Origin of the sequence: Methanosarcina sp. 1.H.T.1A.1, from assembly GCF_000979295.1 — an archaeon.
Classification (GTDB): domain Archaea; phylum Halobacteriota; class Methanosarcinia; order Methanosarcinales; family Methanosarcinaceae; genus Methanosarcina.
Genome location: NZ_JJQY01000019.1, coordinates 1 through 16,389, shown reverse-complemented (window position 1 = coordinate 16,389; position 16,389 = coordinate 1). Strand labels below are relative to the sequence as shown.

The window sequence follows — 16,389 nt, the reverse complement described above, 5'->3', positions numbered from 1 at the left end:
ACGGGTGTGGGTAAATAAATTAACTATTCTTTTAGTGGTTGCTATTTTTCTTGCAGTTGCGATTTGCAGCTCTGCATCCGCAAGGGAGATAACGGTGGATAATAGTGGTTCAGGTGCAGATTTTAAATCGATTCAGGAAGCGGTAAACAGTTCCTCTTCAGGAGATATTATTCTTGTTTATCCGGGTCTCTATAACGAAAGTGTGGATGTAGGGGTACAGAACATAAGCATCATTTCTGAGTCTGAAAATCCTGAAGATACTACTGTTCGGGCTTTTAAAATTAGTGAAAATAACATTACTGTAAGCGGATTTAGCATACAGGAAGTCTTAAAATATGATGGTCATTATTCCTATCCAGTCGAAAACTGCACAATTAAAAATAATGTTTTGAAGCTGGGCACTTATGCTAACGAGTGTTATAATTTCATTATTGAAAAAAATATAATCGTAAATGGCGGCATTGGTGTATCCAGTTTTGACTATCATCCAGGTTCTAATTTTACAATCTCTGACAACCTAATTGTTGAAGGAAGTATTGATATTTATTTAGGACCATATGTTTCCGTGATTAATAATACTCTTTTAAATGGTAGTATAGGTTTAGTTGAAAGCGGTGGACACAGAATTCTCGGGAATCACATCTCAAACAGTTCACATTCTGGAATTAACCTCTGGGAATCTGATTCCAATGAGATAGAAGATAATACGGTTGTGAATTGCAGTAATGGCATTTCTATGGAATTCCTTTCATCGCAGAATACAATCAACAATAACACACTGATTTGCAACGATAAAGGAATTTGGATCAAAGGCTCGGGAGGAAGTAATTCCCTCTTGAATAATACTATTTCAAAGAACAATATTGGGATATTGGTGGAAGCTGATTCTTCAAGTAATTTGGTGGCCAATAATAAGGTGGAGTTAAACAAGAAATACGGGGTATATCTAAACGGAATTGCCTATACTAAACCGTTTAATCGAACGAACCGGTTCTATAACAATATCTTCAATAATACTGTCAATGTTTTTAACGACACAAGCAGTCATTATACTACAGATGTAAGCAATAGAGCCAGAGTGTTTCCGGTTGCTTGGAATACCACAAAAACCTCAGGTACTAATATTGTTGGGGGGTCTTTCCTGGGTGGCAATTACTGGGCAAAGCCTGATGGCACCGGTTTTTCTCAAACCTGTAACGACTGGAATAGAGATGGGATTGGTGACTCTATCTACACGGTCAGTGCGTATGATATTGACTATCTTCCTCTAGTCTCTATATCTAAACAGGATCAAACAGTATTTCCTGTTGCAGACTTCAGTGCCAACGTAACTGGTGGTTATGTACCTCTTTCTGTCATGTTTACAGACTTTTCGCAAAATGCCACATCCAGAGTATGGGATTTCGATAATGACGGAGTCGCTGACTCTACAGATAAAACACCAGTTCATGTGTATCCGGTATCCGGCACCTATATTGTCAATCTGACAGTAAGCAATGCAAACGGTACTTTTTCGAGATTATCTCCGATAACAGCATCCAATAGGCCCCAATACACTCTCAGGGAGGTCCAGATTACCACAAATATATCAAATCAGATGATGCCTGCCATTTACGGAGATAAAATAGTCTTTTTAGATGACCGCAATGAATGGAGATATTACAATATTTATGTGTACGACCTCTCTACATCCAGGGAAACTCAGATTACTTTCAATAATTCATATTATAATACAGGGCCTGCGATCTATGAGGACAGAATAGTCTGGCAGGAGTATCGCAATGACAATAATCCCAATGTATGGGATAAATTCGATATCCATATGTACAATCTTTCCACTTCAAAAGAAACTCAGATAACTAATAGTGGAAGAGCAAGTAATCCTGCTATCTACGGGGACAGGATAGTGTATATAGATAAGCGCAATGGAAACTCAGACGTATATCTTTACGATCTTTCTACTTCCAACGAAATTCAGATTACTAAAAATGGATCAGCAAGCAGTCCTGATATCTACGGGAACAGAATAGTGTGGCAGGATAATCGCGACAATAAGGGGTATTCAAACTCCGATATCTACCTGTATGATCTCTCCAATTCTACTAAAACTCAAATTACTACGAATGAATCGGATCAGAAATATCCCGCTATTTACGGAGATAAGATAGTGTGGGAAGATTGGCGCAATAGAAATGCAGATATCTACATGTACGATCTTTCCCTCTCCGAGGAAACTCGGATCACCATCAAAGGATCATCATACATTCCTGCAATCTATGAGGACAGGATTGTATGGCAGGATAATCGCAGAGGCTATCCGAACAACGATATTTACATGTACAATCTCTCTACTCACACGGAAACTCAGATCACCTCAAATAAATCCTGGAAGGGGAATTTTGCAATCTATGGTTACAGGATAGTTTGGGATGATTTGCGCAATGGACATAGCATGCATGATGATCCCTACGCAAATGCGGATATTTACATGTGTACCGTTTCAGAAGTGGAGCCCTCATTAAAAGCACCTGTTGCTGACTTCTTTGCCAATATAACGTCAGGAAGTGCGCCCTTAAAAGTATTATTCACTGACAACAGTACAGGTGCACCGATTTACTGGTTCTGGGACTTCGGAGATGGCATCCATTCAAAACATGCTTTGAATGCAACTCACACATTTAATGAACCGGGAAAGTATGATGTAAGTCTTACAGTAACGAATGAAAACGGTAGCAACACAAGGATCATTCCTGAATATATCGTAGTCTCCGAGGACGAAAGACAGGTTAATTGAAAAACAGAGAAATCAGCATAAAGATAAAGGGAAAGTTACTGGCCATATCTGACAAAAGCGTTGTATTGATTCTGCTTTGTCATGTATGAGTACAGCCTTTCCTATCGTTTTTAGTAACTGATAGAACCTGGTATGTTAGAATAAAATATCAAAGGTCAGCACATAAAGAAACGTAAATGTAAAAAAGAAGATATAAAAAGGAAAGATTGAATGAGATTTAACTTAAAATTCATTTGATTCCGGCAAGCAGAAAATAGATTTTTTTGCGCTTTCCGGTTTTTTGTCCCGCTGGAGGCTCGATCAATGTATTTTTACATTTTCAACCTCATTTAACAGTATTTTTTTCGTCCCCGATCCGTGATCCATTTTAATACCTTGCCGCTCCGGCTTTTTTCGAATTGGGACCTTTATTTGGCCTGAAAGCCCGCTCCGGGCATTTCTTGGAATCGGTTTTCCCGCGTACTTCAAATCCGAGGCTGAAACATTCGCCTTTTAGCTCATCAATAACCGTATAGAATCTGCAGTCTTGGCATGTAGGCATTAGGATTACTACCTCCAGATACGTGAAGGCTATCTGGTTCTTGAGTCCCAGATACGTTTCCTGAATACAACCTTTAAGCTAAAACCGCCTCCCTTTAAATGAAGGCACAAGGTGTATCCCATAAATAATGTGTATCTGTAAATAAAATGTTTTTGGTAGGGAACAAGGCAGAAGCAGACGGAGGCAGGAGATAATTGCTGCTTTCTCAGGCTTTATAGTGAAAAAATAGTAAAGGTTATTCCGGAGAATAAAGCAGAGATATTAGGTTGATGTTTTCCTTGCATCTGTATCAATAATTTCTGCGTGTTGCAGGGATATCCAGTCATAAACTCTCAGCAGGAAACCCGTTAAATCTTTAGATTTAGCGGGTATTTAACATCAGGGGTATTTAACATCAGGTTTTTTTATCGCGCCTTACTTCTGTTATCTTTTCAAAACTCTTCGTCCTCTTCGAATTCTACATCAAGGACAGGAAGTTCCCTTACATTTCCTTCCCTGTCATAACAGGTCCAGCTCTGCCTGTTGTAGGGACGGCCCACGATGATATGGAAGTTTCCGGTTTTTGAAAAGAGGTGTAAGTCGGCTTTTGAGGGATTGCGGTTGGGTCCGGGATGGCTGTGGACCGAGCCTGCAGCTTTTACATTCGGCATCATGTAAAGCCTGAGGACTGCATTTGAGTCGCTTGATTCGGTTCCCGGCAGGATAAGCACCTCGGTGATTATTCCGTCTTTCTCCTGCAAAAGCCCGGCAAACTCTTCCGGAGCCATTGACCTGCTAGCTTCAAGGATAAAATCAAGAGTATCACTGGCAATTCCTTTAATCTGCATACAGGGTAATTCTCCTGAAATGGTATATCTCTTTCTGGAGAGCGAGATCTGCAAACTGAGCAATCACTGGAAATAAAATATACAAAAATATCAGGTTCATTTTCCCCCATCGGGTTTATCTATTATTTCGATAAATCATTATGTAGCATTATATTTCTTACAGGCAGTTTTTCCGGAGGTTTCCTTCTCCGGACACAGGGTTTGCTATAGCACAGGGGGTTTTTGGAATAAAAGACGTTTATTCGGTTTTAGGCTTGGAAAGAGATCCGGAAGAAAATATGGGGAAGAACTCTGAAGGAGATTCTCAAAAGGGCTCCGGAAAGGGTATGGAAAAGGATAGTGACACTCACGCTTCATTATATCAGGAATCGCTTGCAATGCACAGGAGGCTGGAGGGTGTACTTGAGGTTGCAAGCAAGGTACGCCTCCGTACAATCCACGACCTCAGCATTGCCTATACGCCCGGAGTTGCTGAGCCGTGCCGGAAAATTAGCGAAAACCAGGGGCTTGTCTACCTTTACACCCTTAAGAAAAATACAGTTGCTGTTGTAACTGACGGGTCAGCAGTGCTCGGGCTTGGGAACATCGGGCCATATGCGGCTCTGCCAGTTATGGAAGGAAAGGCGATTATCTTCAAGGAATTTGCCGGCATAGACGCTTTTCCTATCTGCCTCGATACCCAGGACACCGAAGAGGTGATAAAAGCGGTAAAACACCTGGCTCCGGTTTTCGGAGGCATCAACCTGGAAGATATCAGTGCACCCCGCTGTTTTGAAATAGAAGCAAGGCTGCGGGAAGAGCTTGACCTTCCTGTTATCCATGACGACCAGCACGGGACAGCCATTGTCGTATTTGCCGGGCTCCTGAATGCCCTTAAAATTGTGAAAAAGGAGCTGGATGAGCTAAAAATCGTTATTTCAGGGCTGGGGGCTGCAGGGGTTGCAATTTTCAGGTTCCTGGTCCGGGCAGGCGCAGATCCTGCAAAAATTCTTGCCTGTGACAGCAAGGGGCTTGTGTACGAGGGGCGAGAAGAAGGCATGAACCATATAAAAGAGGAAATTGCAAAGCTTACAAACCCTGACAAAATAAAAGGCGGTCTCAAAGAAGCTTTTCCATGGGCTGACCTCTTTATCGGGGTTTCAGTCGGAGGGATCGTGACCGAGGATATGGTCCGCTCGATGGCAAAAGATTCTATTGTAATGGCAATGGCAAACCCTGTTCCTGAAATCATGCCCGATGCTGCAAAGCGGGCGGGAGCAAGAATTGTTGCTACCGGCAGGTCGGATTTTCCAAACCAGCTCAATAATTGCCTGAGTTTCCCGGGGCTTTTCAAAGGGGCTCTTGGCACCTGTGCAAGGAGGATAACGCCTGAAATGGAAATGGCAGCGGCCTATGCCCTTGCAAATGTAGTGACCGTTGGCGAGCTTTCCGAAGACCACATTATACCGGACCCCCTTGAGAAGCATGTCGTGCCTGCGGTTGCAAAAGCCGTTGCTAATGCGTCATTTGAAAGTTGTGCTGCAAGAAAAAGCCTTGAAGATAGTGGCTGAAAGAGTCGAATTTTTCAGTTTAGCAGACTAATCTTCAGAATTATTGTTTCAAAAGCAATTTTAACCTAAATTACATATTTTTTCTGTCAAGAATATAGAGGTAGTATGGAATGAATTGCAACAATTTGAAACAGGGTCAGGTTCTTATTTGTGAGAACTGTGGGCTCGAACTTAAGGTGGTAAATGAGTGCGGAGATGACCGCTGCGCTACAGGCTGTACCGGTGATATGGACTGTTGCGGAGAACCGATGAAATTGAAAGAATAAACAAGACAAATTACTGGGGTATGTAAGGCAATAAATCCGCAAGAAGCTGCATAAAAGATAAAACCCGAAAAAGCCTGAAAAGGGATTTTTTCCGGATTTAGGACTCATAAATGTCTAATTTTTGGCTCAATTTCAAGCGTGCCCTTCCGTTGTGAGTTTTACTGCAAGGAAAAGCCTTGAAGATAGTGTCTGAGAGATTCACTGCAGTATCTGAAAGACCCAGACAGTGTCTGAGATACCCATATTTCGGCTGAAAAAATTCTGTTTATATGTTAGAATACTATCGAAATCTCAGAAAAAACAGTTGAAAATATAAAAACCGTGCTTAAAGTGAAAAAAGAAAGTGTTAATTGGAGTTTATCAGGTCTTGTTCTTTTTAATCTCTTCCAGTATTTTCTTTTGAGTCTCTGCGATCTCTTTTAATGTTGCATTGATCTCTGTCATTATCTCTATCGTTTTTTGTGTCGTGTTTGTTTCTGGGGTTTCCACTAGGCATGTCTCAGTTTGTTCCACTTCTTCCCTTTGCAGTTCCCGCAGAACATCTCCCAATGCGCCAAATTCACGGCTCTTGTCGGCGCTTGCCGTCTCTTCATCTTCGAGATACATGCTTCTAACAATGCTGCGAAATATAAATAGATTCTTTTTTGAGCTTTAGAGAGAACCTGCCTAAATGAGCTTTGAGATATTGAAAATAAATGTCGTACGGAAAATAGGTCAATAATGAATTAATCATATGCCGTACAAAGACGTATGCAGTAAGAAGGAAAAGAAGAAACCGTCCTCGGTGCTAAAACCTGGTGAAAAAAATGGGCGAAATTCAACGAAAGTTTGATGCTATTTCAAAAAAGTATGATGAACAGAGAAGGAAGTTTATACCTTGCTTCGATGACTTTTATGGAGCCGCGGTATCCGTGGCGTCAGTAGATGCGAAAAATCCAGATATCCTGGACATAGGTGCCGGAACAGGACTTCTATCGGCTTTTCTGATGGAAAGATATCCAGATGCATCATTTACACTTATTGATATCTCGGAAAAGATGCTGGATATGGCAAAAGACAGATTCAGAAATAACTCAAAAGTAAAATACATTGCAGCAGATTATTCAAAGTACGATTTCTCGGAAAAATACGATATGGTAGTGTCAGCCGTATCTATCCATCACCTGGAAGACAAAGAGAAAAAGGAGCTCTACAAAAAAAGCTACTCCATATTAAAAAGAACGGGGTTTTTATTAACGCCGATCAGGTACATGGAGAAACTCTTTTCATAGAAAACCTGAATAAGACAACCTGGAGACAGCATATCGAAAGTAGCGGCTTGCCCGAAGAAGAAATACTGGCTGGTTATGAAAGAGTTAAACTTGATAAGGATTCAAGCTTGGACCAGCAGCTCGATTGGCTTAAAGAAGCAGGTTTTTGCGATGTTAGCTGTATATATAAGCACTATCAGTTTGCAGTGATGTTTGGAAGAAAACTGGGTAAAAATAATAGTTGAGGGTTCGATAAAACCAATCTATCATATGAAAAACAAATCTTCTTTTAATTTTCATAAGTGGGGTATATATACAACTGTTGCATTATATTATTTAGGTGGTGGGAAACTCTCGTATGTAATGGGATCTCTATAAATTGGATGAACATCTTTCATGATCCCCACCTCCTACAATTACTTTTCTGGAGTTCTTTTAGATTTTATTAGATACTTAAAGCTTAACGGACAGTTTTCTTAATTATGGCTTTTTTGAGCGTGCGAAAGTGCGGTTCCTGGTGCCCGGATGTGTCGCACCATTATGGTAATCTTACAGACTTGCTTCCTCTTCTTCTGTTATATTTTCGAATTTCACCTGTATCATATATTGCATCAGCTGTCACTTTGAAAGGCCTGTTTACAGGCCTTCCTATAGGTCTCCGTATCTTGAAATTCTTAAGTGTAGATACATAAAGCGTGGAGTCATTCTTTGCAGAAACAACAATAATAGAGAGGTGTAGCTCCTCTAAATCTACTAAAACGCTTATTTTTACTCTTTTTCCTTTCTTGTAGCCATCATAATCGATGTTTCCCCTTTTTTAGCAGGAACATCCTTTGTATCAGTAAAGCACTGAGAAAGATCTATTTTCTTCAAGTCATAACCTTTGTTTAAAAGTTCATTGCAAATCTTCTGATAGGTACCATGTTCACACAGGTAGAGATGAAATCTATGAACTGTTGATTTAGAGCCATAGATACGAGGAACATCTTTCCAAGTACAACCTGTTGTAACGACATACAAGATTCCATTCATTAACTTCCTTAAGTCTGCATGAGGCCGTCCTGTGTGTGGTTTCTGTGGGGGAAGATAGGTTCTATGGATTTCCACAGATCACCATCTCCTGAAATGACATAACTTTAAATATATAATTTCAACATAATATTAGTTTCGGGATCGGCTCACATTATATTATGGAACATTTATATATTTTAAATGCAATGTATGTGTATTGAAAATAAAGAGATGTATGACAATCTGTTGTTAAAAACCAATTTTTGTTTTTAACCAAAGAGTCGTATACAATCTTATTTTTCAGCAATAAATAACAACTAAAACCAGGGTGAAACAAAATGGCTTATAATGATAGAGGAGACAGGGGAAGAGACAGCAGCCGTGGAGGCTTCGGAGCTCCCAGGGAAATGCACAAGACTAAATGTTCTGATTGTGGTGTTGAAACCGAAGTGCCTTTCAAACCTGACCCGGAAAGACCCGTTTACTGCAGAGAATGTCTTCCTAAGCACAGGAAACCCAGAGAAGACAGATACTAAACCCGAATTTCGCTTCGGCACCCGAATTGCGCCTCGGCACCCGAATTGCGCCTCGGGAGTACGCGGCCCTTTTCGCTGCGCTCAAGAGGGCTAATTTTGGATTATAAAGTGAGTTTCGCTCAAGCGGACTTACACTTTTTCTTTTTTAAATATACCTCAGACCCGGAATATACTTTTCTCTTAACTAGTGACCTTACTTTTTTCGTTGGAGCTATCCAAAACTGGACCGCCAAATACTATATGAAAATCTTCTTCAACAACCAATTCAGTTGAAATATATTTTTCCTGCCGGCGGTCTGCTTAAATCTACCCCGAACACGTTTGTAGAGATAAAGTTAAGAAAAGCGAAATTGAAAAACCCGTGGTTTTTACTGCATTATAAGGGTCATTTTGCAGGGCTTCCTTAGATTAAGCGATTCTTTTCCCTTTTTGAGGAGTTTTTCAAATTCGAGCGACGTTTTTTTAAGTGGATTATGGATCAAAAATATCAATATCAAACCCTTACCCATACAAATATTAAGCAAAAACCTCATAATCGGTTCTATGCGGTTCAAAATTATCCTTGAGGAAGACGAAGAAGTCGGAGGGTTTATTGCCAGCTGCCCCGGTTTACCAGGCTGTTTTTCACAGGGAGACACTGTAGAAGAAGCTATTGAAAATATTAAAGAAGCGATTCAGGCCTGCCTGGAATCCCTCGCAGAAGACGACTTGCAGGAATGCATTGGAAAATCCTCCTGTAGAGTTGTTGATGTGGTTGCTTAAATGTCAGGACTTCCTGTAATTTCCGGGATGCAGGCAATTAAAGCCTTTTCTAAAGCTGGCTGGCTTCCCCACCGGCAGGTAGGAAGCCACGTTGTCCTGAGAAAGGAAGGCTCAAAAGTTACGCTTACCGTCCCGAAGCACAAAGAACTGAAGCCGGGTCTTTTAAGAAATTTGATAAAAGCTTCAGGGCTCACGGTAGAAGAATTCGAAGCTCTTTTGAAGTGAGATTTTTTGATTTGGCTACTTTATCGGGTGAGCCTTATTTGTTAAGGTAGTTTTCTTTTTCATATTGCCCAATACATTAAAATATATTTTTCCTGCCGGCGGTCTGCTTAAATCTACCCCGAATACGTTTGTTATGATAAAGTTAAGAAAAGTGAAATTGAAAAACCCGCGATTTTTGCATATTTATAAGGGGCACTTTGCAGGGCTTCTTTAGATTAAGCGATCCTTTACCTCTCGGGGAGATTTTTTTGATTTAAGGGACTTTTTCAAGTTAATTATAGACTAAAGAAAGTAGCCCGAAAAAGGATCGCTTAATAAGAGGTGAAAAGTTCTCCTTATCCTTTCCAAGTAACTCAAAATTGATTCGAAAAAGGTAAGTTGGAGTCATCCATCTATATGTCTTTTTATATGATTCAGAAATATCTGTTATTATGGTTGACACACCCGAAAATTTACCCGGTTGGGTAATTTGGCTTATTATTATATTTGCTATTCTCACAATTTTGGTAAAATGGGTATTACCTGTTATAAACTCCTAATTCTGAACAGATACATGGCAATTTAAAATTCAGATAAATAAGCATGACTCATTAGAAACTAAAATTTAGTGTCTTTCCACTAATATTTTTTAAACATTTTCCCAGTTTTAAGTATTCAGAAGTATCCGAAACTGGACCGCTGAATTCAATATGAAAATCTTCCCCCCTAACCAATTCAGTTTAAATATATTTTTCCTGCCGGCGGTCTGCTCAAATCTACCCCGAATACGTTTGTAAGAAAAGGGTTAAGAAAAGTGAAATTGAAAAACCCGTGATTTTTGCATCTTTAGAAGGGGCACTTTGCAGGGCTTCTTTAGATTAAGCGATTCTTTTCCTCTTGGGAGGGGGTTTTCTGATTCAAGCGACATTTTTCAGGTGAATTATGGATCAAGGAAAGTTGTCAGAAACTGGACCGCCGAATACGAAATGAAAATCTTCCTCCCATAAGCAATTCAGTTGAAATATATTTTTCCTGCCGGCGGTCTGCTTAAATCTATCCCGAATACGTTTGTTAAGATAAAGTTAAGAAAAGTGAACTCGAAAAACCTGTGACTTTTGCAGCTTTATAAGGGGCATTTTACAGAATCGATTAGTTGGTTTTCAATCTGATCTCCCAATCCATCATCCATTTTACTCATATAAAAGTTTACATTTATTCTCAGCCTAAATTTTTATATAATGTGTGTATAAACATACATATCGTACCTATGAAGCAGTTTTTATTTTAAGTTACTAGAAGGTATTGTAATGGTTTTAGGTAACACAAATGAAAATTGTTCCGAAGTGAAAAAGCAAACTAAGGTTATTGATTTTATGATTTTCTCTCGATCCATACTTTCATTTAAAAGAATCTACGAAATATGCATAATCAAAGTTCTGGAAATTAGAAATAGAATTTTAAAAATTGAAAAGGAATGTATAAGCGAAGAAATAAAAGAAAACATTGGAAAGGATATATCTGACTTGTGTCAAAGGTACGAATTATACAATACAAGAAAGGAAACTTATTTGACTTATCATGAAAGAAAAAACTTAATTGATACTTGTAAAAAATGCCTAAATACCTGCTCCTTTTTTAAAAATCGAAGTAAACTTTTGGATGAGCCCTCCAATGATTTTGTTAAAAAAGCGATAACAGAATTGTCCTGTTTATTGAGTGAATTTGAGAGATATGATAATGAAGAATTTATACAGGAAAGAATCCAGAAGTATGATTATTTATTTCAAAAGTCTCCTTTCCCTCTGGATGAATCTCAAAAAAGAGCCATAATAATTGATGATACACATAATTTGGTTGTAGCGGGTGCAGGTTCAGGAAAAACTGAAGTTCTGGTTACAAGAGCTGCCTACCTCAAGGAGAGAGAGCTGGACGGAATTAAAGCTAAGAAAATACTTGTTTTAGCATTTCAGAATAAGGCGGCTGGAGAGATTAAGGAGAGACTTAATGAGAGATTTGGAATTGACGATATAGAAGTCAGGACTTTTCATTCATTAGGAAAGAAAATTTTGGAAGATGGATGTAGAAGCTCAGGGAAAGAGATTCCCAGATTAAAGTTTTCAGGTTCTAATTTTGAATGGGAATTTTCCAGTTATATCGATAATTTATTCAAATTAAGAAAAAATGACGGAAATTTCCAGAAAAAAATTATAGAATATATGAAGTTTTACTTTGATGGTGAGATTATCAAGAGCAAAGACGACTTCGAAGAAAAGGAAGAATTTTACAAATACATGACGAATTTAACATATACAGCCCTCAACGGCATTAAGGTCAAAAGTGAGGCTGAAAGGGTTATTTTTAACTTTTTTATAAGTCACAACCTGAATGGAAAAAGAGTCCGAATATTATACGAAAATCCCGCCATATGGATGGAATACACCGCTGAAAACGGTGATAGAAAGATTCCGACTCCTGATTTTTTCTTTCCTGATTACGATATTTATCTCGAACATTGGGCGATAGATAGGGATGGAAGAGTACCTGATTGGTTTGAGGGTGAAAATGCATCTGAAGCGTACAGAAAAAGCATGATGATAAAAATCGAGAAGTTCTCTAATCAGGATAAATATTCTCTTGTGCAAACTACATACTACGAATTCAAAGAAACATATTTTGAAAAAACCTTGATTGAAAAGATGACAAATACCTTGAAAACAAAGTACCCTGATAAAGATTTTGAATTCACTCCCGTTCCATATGAACAACTTGTTAAGAAATTGGACGAAGAATGTAAAACATCTGTTAAGGGTCTTTCTTTCAATATCAGCCGATTCATAACAATAGCTAAAACATATAATCTGCCCCCCAAAAACATTGAGCAAAGGCTGAAAAATGAAAAATGGTCTGTAAAACAGAAAATGTTTTCCAATATCGCATTGGAAATCTATGAAATTTATGAAAACGAACTAAAGATTGAAAACAAAATCGATTTCTCTGATATGATCAACCTTGCTGTAAAAGAGCTAAAAGAAAACAAAGAATTGTACAAAAATTCTTTCGACCAGATTTTGGTTGACGAGTATCAGGACATCAGTGCTCAACGATACGAAGTTATACGCGAGCTCATGAAGAAAAACCAGAAATGCAAATTATTCTGTGTAGGTGATGATTGGCAGAGCATAATGGGTTTTTCAGGATCTGACCTTGATTTTTTTGTCAACTTCCATGAGTACTTTGACCATCCGGCCAGGACCGATCTTTCCATAAATTACAGAAGTTGCAAGTCTATAGTTGACGCTGGTGCTGAAATCATAAAATACAACAAAGGCTCACAGATAGATAAAAGTACTTTTGCCAGCAATTCTACTGAAAGCACTATAGAGGTCTACGTTTCAAACTACAACCAAAAAGCTCCAAGCAAGTATCATTCTCAAGTTGCTGAACATTGTGTTCATTCACTAAAGAATTATCTTAATGAGGGCTATGAAGCAAAAGATATTTTACTTCTATCTAGGATTGGAAAAAATCCTGTGATGCAGAATACGTTAATAGAACATGCTAAAAATCTGGGCGTTCCAATTTCCTTAGACGGAAATAAAAATCCTGATAAAATACCTTTCATGACAGTCCATAAAAGCAAAGGTTTACAAGCAAAAGTAGTTTTCCTGCTTAACGTAGTGGAAGGAACATACGGTTTTCCCTGTGAAATAGAAAATCCCGATCTTTTTGAACCCGCAATCCTTTCCCGTAAAAGAGATAGATATGAGGAAGAAAGAAGGCTCTTTTACGTTGCTGTGACAAGAGCCAAGAATGAACTGATCATTTATACTCAAAAAGATTCTGTCAGTAAATTTATTTATGAGGTTGAAAATAAAGTCACATTTTGCGAACTTAATAATCCAATTAAAGCAGTTCCAATAATTGTTAAATGATTGATATTTATCCCAAGATCATGCAGCCTTTTCTTAGAATACGATCCGCTTACAGATTTTTCCAATTCATCTAAAATATATTTTTTCCTGCCGGCGGTCTGCTTAAATCTACCCCGAAAACGTTTGTTAAGGTAAAGTTAAGAAAAGCGAAATTGAAAAACCCGTGATTTTTGCAGTTTAGAAGGGGCACTTTGTAGGGCTGATTAGATTAAGCGATTCTTTTCCTCTGGGGGGAGTTTTTCTGATTCAATCGACGTTTTTCTTCACTTCCGTTGTGATTTTCTTATAGGGTACCGAGATTTTGGGGATATTTGTTTTGAATGTTGTTTATACGTCTCAATTTCAGTCGATACCGCTCCTTTTGGTATATCTAGTATCTTGCTTTTAATAAACTGTGTATTTTTGTCCAAAAATTTATTTCGAGGTGTATCTGAATATCCATGTGCCCACATATAAAATTCAATACCAAAGACAGTAGGTGTAAAAATAATTCCTGGAGTATTTGCTTCTTGATAATGCTTTTTTACAGAATCACCACTTCCAGAGGCAAAATTTGAAATTAGATCTAACCTTGACAAACCCCAAAGTATATGCGGAAGAAGTATTTCTAATAGATATTCTCTTGGAACATCCATGGAGTGAACGTATAAATCAAATGGTAAAAAAACTTGCATTTTCTTTCTTTCAGTTCCTTTTCCAAGTTTAAGGTTTTTACCATCAAATAATTCTTTTACAATTGTGTAAAATATGTAGTGTGTCCTTATCTGGTAAGATGACATGGATTCTATTAAAGATATAAAGGTTAAACCTCTGTCATCCCTTAAATCATTATTACGTGAAGATGCTAGAACTCCTCCAAAATATTCACGAGTTAACTCCTCATCGCAAAAAGCGCCTTCATTTATTATGTGTTTTAATACTCTAGGACTCACTTTTCCAGGAGAATCTATTTTAGGACCAAGAAACTTTTCAGCATTTATAAATATTTGCTTTATGTTTTCATGAGATTTTTCAACGAGATTTTTTGTTTCATTGCCGATGTAATCTGCCGTAGGACCCAGTATTTTGACAATTAGTTCCCTTCCTCCAATTATAGCTAAACCAGTCCCTATATCCATAAATATCTGTCTGAGTTACGAATACATGTAATTTAATCCTTTTTAATATGTACCGTGATATAATTTCTTAACCTTCGGTACAAAAACAATCAAAATTTAGGATGCCCAAAAATAAACTAAAAAAGAGAAATCACCTGCCCCTTGAAAACCAAAAGGCAGGAAAAATTACTAACAAAATTTATTTTTCCATAACTTTCCTGTACATCCTTGCCTGGAACCCGTGATACTTCGCAAACCCTTCAGCGTCCTGCTGGTTGATGGTCTGGCTGTCAAAGGAAACCAGATCTTCGGAATACAGGGCATTTGGAGAGGAGCGGGCAAGGATAGTAAGTGCGCCTTTGTAGAGCTTCACTTTCACTGTGCCTGTGACCCTTTCCTGGGACTTGTCGATAAAGGCGTTGAGGTCAGCAAAGAGGGGATCGTCCACAAGGCCGCCGTATGCCATTTCGGACCACTGCTCTTCAACGATCTTCTTGAACTTCAGTTCTCCGCGGGTCAGGACGAGTTTTTCAAGGTCGGCGTGGGCTGCGAGGAGGACGGTTGCAGCCGGGTGCTCGTAGTTCTCACGGGCTCTCTGATCATGATATTTATTCTAAAATTCTTTTTGATATGAAAATAAAATTAGTTCCAGAACAGTTTCTTAGTGGTATATAGATGTCTTGAGTATAATCTTGACTTTGACTAAATTTAAGTAAATATATCTAATTATAGCTTAAATAGATTATATACAGAAGATTTAAGATATTCTGGAACTCAAAAATGAGTACGGGAATTTAGCTATTCACAATGAATCCATCTTCTGTGGGGGCGCAGAGTATTGGATGAAGAACAGAAAGATAGAATTTTTATAGTTTTAACAATACTGGTAGCAATACTGGTTTTTGGCTATAGTTTTTATTTAAGTCTTGATGATGAATATGTTTTCGGAGCCTCTGTATCAAACGAATCAGTTTTTCAGGTCAATCTCACCAGCAATGTAGAATACAAGTTTTTAGTTGCAGAGATACCTTATTCAGGTCCCGGGAAGATTTTTGTATCAATAAGCAAGGGTTCCTACATCCCATTTGAAGAAACGTTCAGATTGGATTATTTGGATGGAGTTTACGGCCCCTATCATCCGGATTTTACTGTAGAAGAAAACGGGACTTACAATATACACGTTAAACCACTGGATACTGGCTCGTTTAGAGTAGGAATCAAGGAATATTCATGAGGAGATTCTATTGTTGAAAGCTCATCAAAGTAAAACAGTTATGAGTAATCAGTTGAGTTTGTGATCACAGAAAATAGTTCTGAAGCTTTATTGATTTGCGACTAAAATTGGTTTTGGGATGAGCTCAATAAAAAAAGAATTCTGCTCCATTAAAATGGAACAGACAAAATCACAAACTTATTTCTTATCCATTACTTTCCTGTACATCCTGGCCTGGAACCCGTGGTACTTCGCAAACCCTTCAGCGTCCTGCTGGTTAATGGTCTGGCTGTCGAAGGAAACGAGGTCTTCGGAGTAGAGGGCGTTTGGAGAGGAGCGGGCAAGGATAGTAAGTGCGCCTTTGTAGAGCTTCACTTTCACTGTGCCTGTGACCCTTTCCTGGGAC

General features: G+C 38.5%; 15 protein-coding genes and 2 pseudogenes. 10 read left to right on the top strand and 7 right to left on the bottom strand.

What is annotated here, in order from left to right:
- The first annotated feature begins 4 nt into the window (after positions 1-4).
- Positions 5-2,794, top strand: coding sequence for a NosD domain-containing protein (locus tag EO95_RS02690; RefSeq protein WP_048131905.1), 2,790 nt, complete (start codon positions 5-7; stop codon positions 2,792-2,794).
- A gap of 367 nt (positions 2,795-3,161) precedes the next feature.
- Here the strand turns inward: EO95_RS02690 and EO95_RS17975 are convergent, their stop codons facing one another.
- Both EO95_RS17975 and EO95_RS02685 read right to left on the bottom strand, forming a co-directional pair.
- The gene (locus EO95_RS17975) at positions 3,162-3,335 is read right to left on the bottom strand and encodes a hypothetical protein (protein WP_200894988.1); all 174 of its coding nucleotides are present in this window, start codon (positions 3,333-3,335) and stop codon (positions 3,162-3,164) included.
- Positions 3,336-3,766: 431 nt separating this feature from the next.
- The gene (locus EO95_RS02685; protein ID WP_048131902.1) at positions 3,767-4,162 is read right to left on the bottom strand and encodes a Mov34/MPN/PAD-1 family protein; all 396 of its coding nucleotides are present in this window, start codon (positions 4,160-4,162) and stop codon (positions 3,767-3,769) included.
- Between the two features lie 326 nt (positions 4,163-4,488).
- On the opposite strand from EO95_RS02685, the gene EO95_RS02680 reads away from it, so the two are divergent.
- Positions 4,489-5,712 carry an NADP-dependent malic enzyme gene (locus tag EO95_RS02680; RefSeq protein WP_048131947.1) on the top strand — a complete coding sequence of 408 codons (1,224 nt, stop codon included), beginning with the start codon at positions 4,489-4,491 and terminating at the stop codon, positions 5,710-5,712.
- 125 nt (positions 5,713-5,837) lie between these two features.
- Positions 5,838-5,978 (top strand): hypothetical protein, encoded by a 141-nt coding sequence (locus EO95_RS17970; protein WP_235282830.1) that lies wholly within the window; start codon positions 5,838-5,840, stop codon positions 5,976-5,978.
- Positions 5,979-6,338: 360 nt separating this feature from the next.
- Here the strand turns inward: EO95_RS17970 and EO95_RS02675 are convergent, their stop codons facing one another.
- On the bottom strand, positions 6,339-6,584 hold the full coding sequence (locus tag EO95_RS02675; protein ID WP_048131900.1) for a hypothetical protein: 246 nt from the start codon (positions 6,582-6,584) through the stop codon (positions 6,339-6,341).
- Between the two features lie 200 nt (positions 6,585-6,784).
- Between EO95_RS02675 and EO95_RS02670 the strand changes: the two genes are divergently transcribed.
- Together EO95_RS02670 and EO95_RS18145 are read left to right on the top strand one after the other, a co-directional pair.
- Positions 6,785-7,249, top strand: a complete 465-nt coding sequence (locus EO95_RS02670) for a class I SAM-dependent methyltransferase (protein ID WP_235282829.1) — start codon at positions 6,785-6,787, stop codon at positions 7,247-7,249.
- A 47-nt stretch (positions 7,250-7,296) separates the two neighbouring features.
- Positions 7,297-7,473 carry a hypothetical protein gene (locus tag EO95_RS18145; RefSeq protein WP_235282828.1) on the top strand — a complete coding sequence of 59 codons (177 nt, stop codon included), beginning with the start codon at positions 7,297-7,299 and terminating at the stop codon, positions 7,471-7,473.
- A gap of 523 nt (positions 7,474-7,996) precedes the next feature.
- Here EO95_RS18145 and EO95_RS18405 read toward each other — a convergent pair.
- Positions 7,997-8,335 carry an IS5/IS1182 family transposase gene (locus tag EO95_RS18405; protein ID WP_048131899.1) on the bottom strand — a complete coding sequence of 113 codons (339 nt, stop codon included), beginning with the start codon at positions 8,333-8,335 and terminating at the stop codon, positions 7,997-7,999.
- 242 nt (positions 8,336-8,577) lie between these two features.
- On the opposite strand from EO95_RS18405, the gene EO95_RS02660 reads away from it, so the two are divergent.
- The 4 genes from EO95_RS02660 to EO95_RS02645 all read left to right on the top strand — a co-directional run bounded on the left by EO95_RS02660 (position 8,578) and on the right by EO95_RS02645 (position 13,673).
- Positions 8,578-8,775, top strand: coding sequence for a CxxC-x17-CxxC domain-containing protein (locus tag EO95_RS02660; protein ID WP_048131897.1), 198 nt, complete (start codon positions 8,578-8,580; stop codon positions 8,773-8,775).
- Between the two features lie 543 nt (positions 8,776-9,318).
- The gene (locus tag EO95_RS02655) at positions 9,319-9,537 is read left to right on the top strand and encodes a type II toxin-antitoxin system HicB family antitoxin (RefSeq protein WP_048131895.1); all 219 of its coding nucleotides are present in this window, start codon (positions 9,319-9,321) and stop codon (positions 9,535-9,537) included.
- Positions 9,538-9,762: a type II toxin-antitoxin system HicA family toxin gene (locus tag EO95_RS02650; RefSeq protein WP_048131891.1), complete on the top strand. Its 225-nt coding sequence runs from the start codon at positions 9,538-9,540 to the stop codon at positions 9,760-9,762.
- A gap of 1,286 nt (positions 9,763-11,048) precedes the next feature.
- Complete coding sequence (locus tag EO95_RS02645; protein ID WP_048131889.1) at positions 11,049-13,673, top strand: UvrD-helicase domain-containing protein; 2,625 nt, start codon at positions 11,049-11,051, stop codon at positions 13,671-13,673.
- A 263-nt stretch (positions 13,674-13,936) separates the two neighbouring features.
- Here the strand turns inward: EO95_RS02645 and EO95_RS02640 are convergent, their stop codons facing one another.
- Positions 13,937-14,791: a hypothetical protein gene (locus tag EO95_RS02640; protein ID WP_052733465.1), complete on the bottom strand. Its 855-nt coding sequence runs from the start codon at positions 14,789-14,791 to the stop codon at positions 13,937-13,939.
- 178 nt (positions 14,792-14,969) lie between these two features.
- Positions 14,970-15,365, bottom strand: a pseudogene (locus EO95_RS02635) (argininosuccinate synthase); the annotation flags it as partial.
- Positions 15,366-15,608: 243 nt separating this feature from the next.
- On the opposite strand from EO95_RS02635, the gene EO95_RS02630 reads away from it, so the two are divergent.
- Complete coding sequence (locus EO95_RS02630) at positions 15,609-16,004, top strand: hypothetical protein (RefSeq protein ID WP_052733464.1); 396 nt, start codon at positions 15,609-15,611, stop codon at positions 16,002-16,004.
- A gap of 177 nt (positions 16,005-16,181) precedes the next feature.
- Here EO95_RS02630 and EO95_RS02625 read toward each other — a convergent pair.
- Positions 16,182-16,389: pseudogene (locus EO95_RS02625) on the bottom strand (argininosuccinate synthase domain-containing protein); the annotation flags it as partial.

Excerpts from the sequence above, each read along its gene's own strand:
- EO95_RS17975 (WP_200894988.1), bottom strand. The coding sequence starts at position 3,335 with ATGCCTACATGCCAAGACTGCAGATTCTATACGGTTATTGATGAGCTA.
- EO95_RS02685 (WP_048131902.1), bottom strand. The coding sequence starts at position 4,162 with ATGCAGATTAAAGGAATTGCCAGTGATACTCTTGATTTTATCCTTGAA.
- EO95_RS02680 (WP_048131947.1), top strand. The coding sequence starts at position 4,489 with ATGGAAAAGGATAGTGACACTCACGCTTCATTATATCAGGAATCGCTT.
- EO95_RS02675 (WP_048131900.1), bottom strand. The coding sequence starts at position 6,584 with ATGTATCTCGAAGATGAAGAGACGGCAAGCGCCGACAAGAGCCGTGAA.
- EO95_RS02670 (WP_235282829.1), top strand. The coding sequence starts at position 6,785 with ATGGGCGAAATTCAACGAAAGTTTGATGCTATTTCAAAAAAGTATGAT.
- EO95_RS02660 (WP_048131897.1), top strand. The coding sequence starts at position 8,578 with ATGGCTTATAATGATAGAGGAGACAGGGGAAGAGACAGCAGCCGTGGA.
- EO95_RS02655 (WP_048131895.1), top strand. The coding sequence starts at position 9,319 with ATGCGGTTCAAAATTATCCTTGAGGAAGACGAAGAAGTCGGAGGGTTT.
- EO95_RS02650 (WP_048131891.1), top strand. The coding sequence starts at position 9,538 with ATGTCAGGACTTCCTGTAATTTCCGGGATGCAGGCAATTAAAGCCTTT.
- EO95_RS02645 (WP_048131889.1), top strand. The coding sequence starts at position 11,049 with ATGGTTTTAGGTAACACAAATGAAAATTGTTCCGAAGTGAAAAAGCAA.
- EO95_RS02640 (WP_052733465.1), bottom strand. The coding sequence starts at position 14,791 with ATGGATATAGGGACTGGTTTAGCTATAATTGGAGGAAGGGAACTAATT.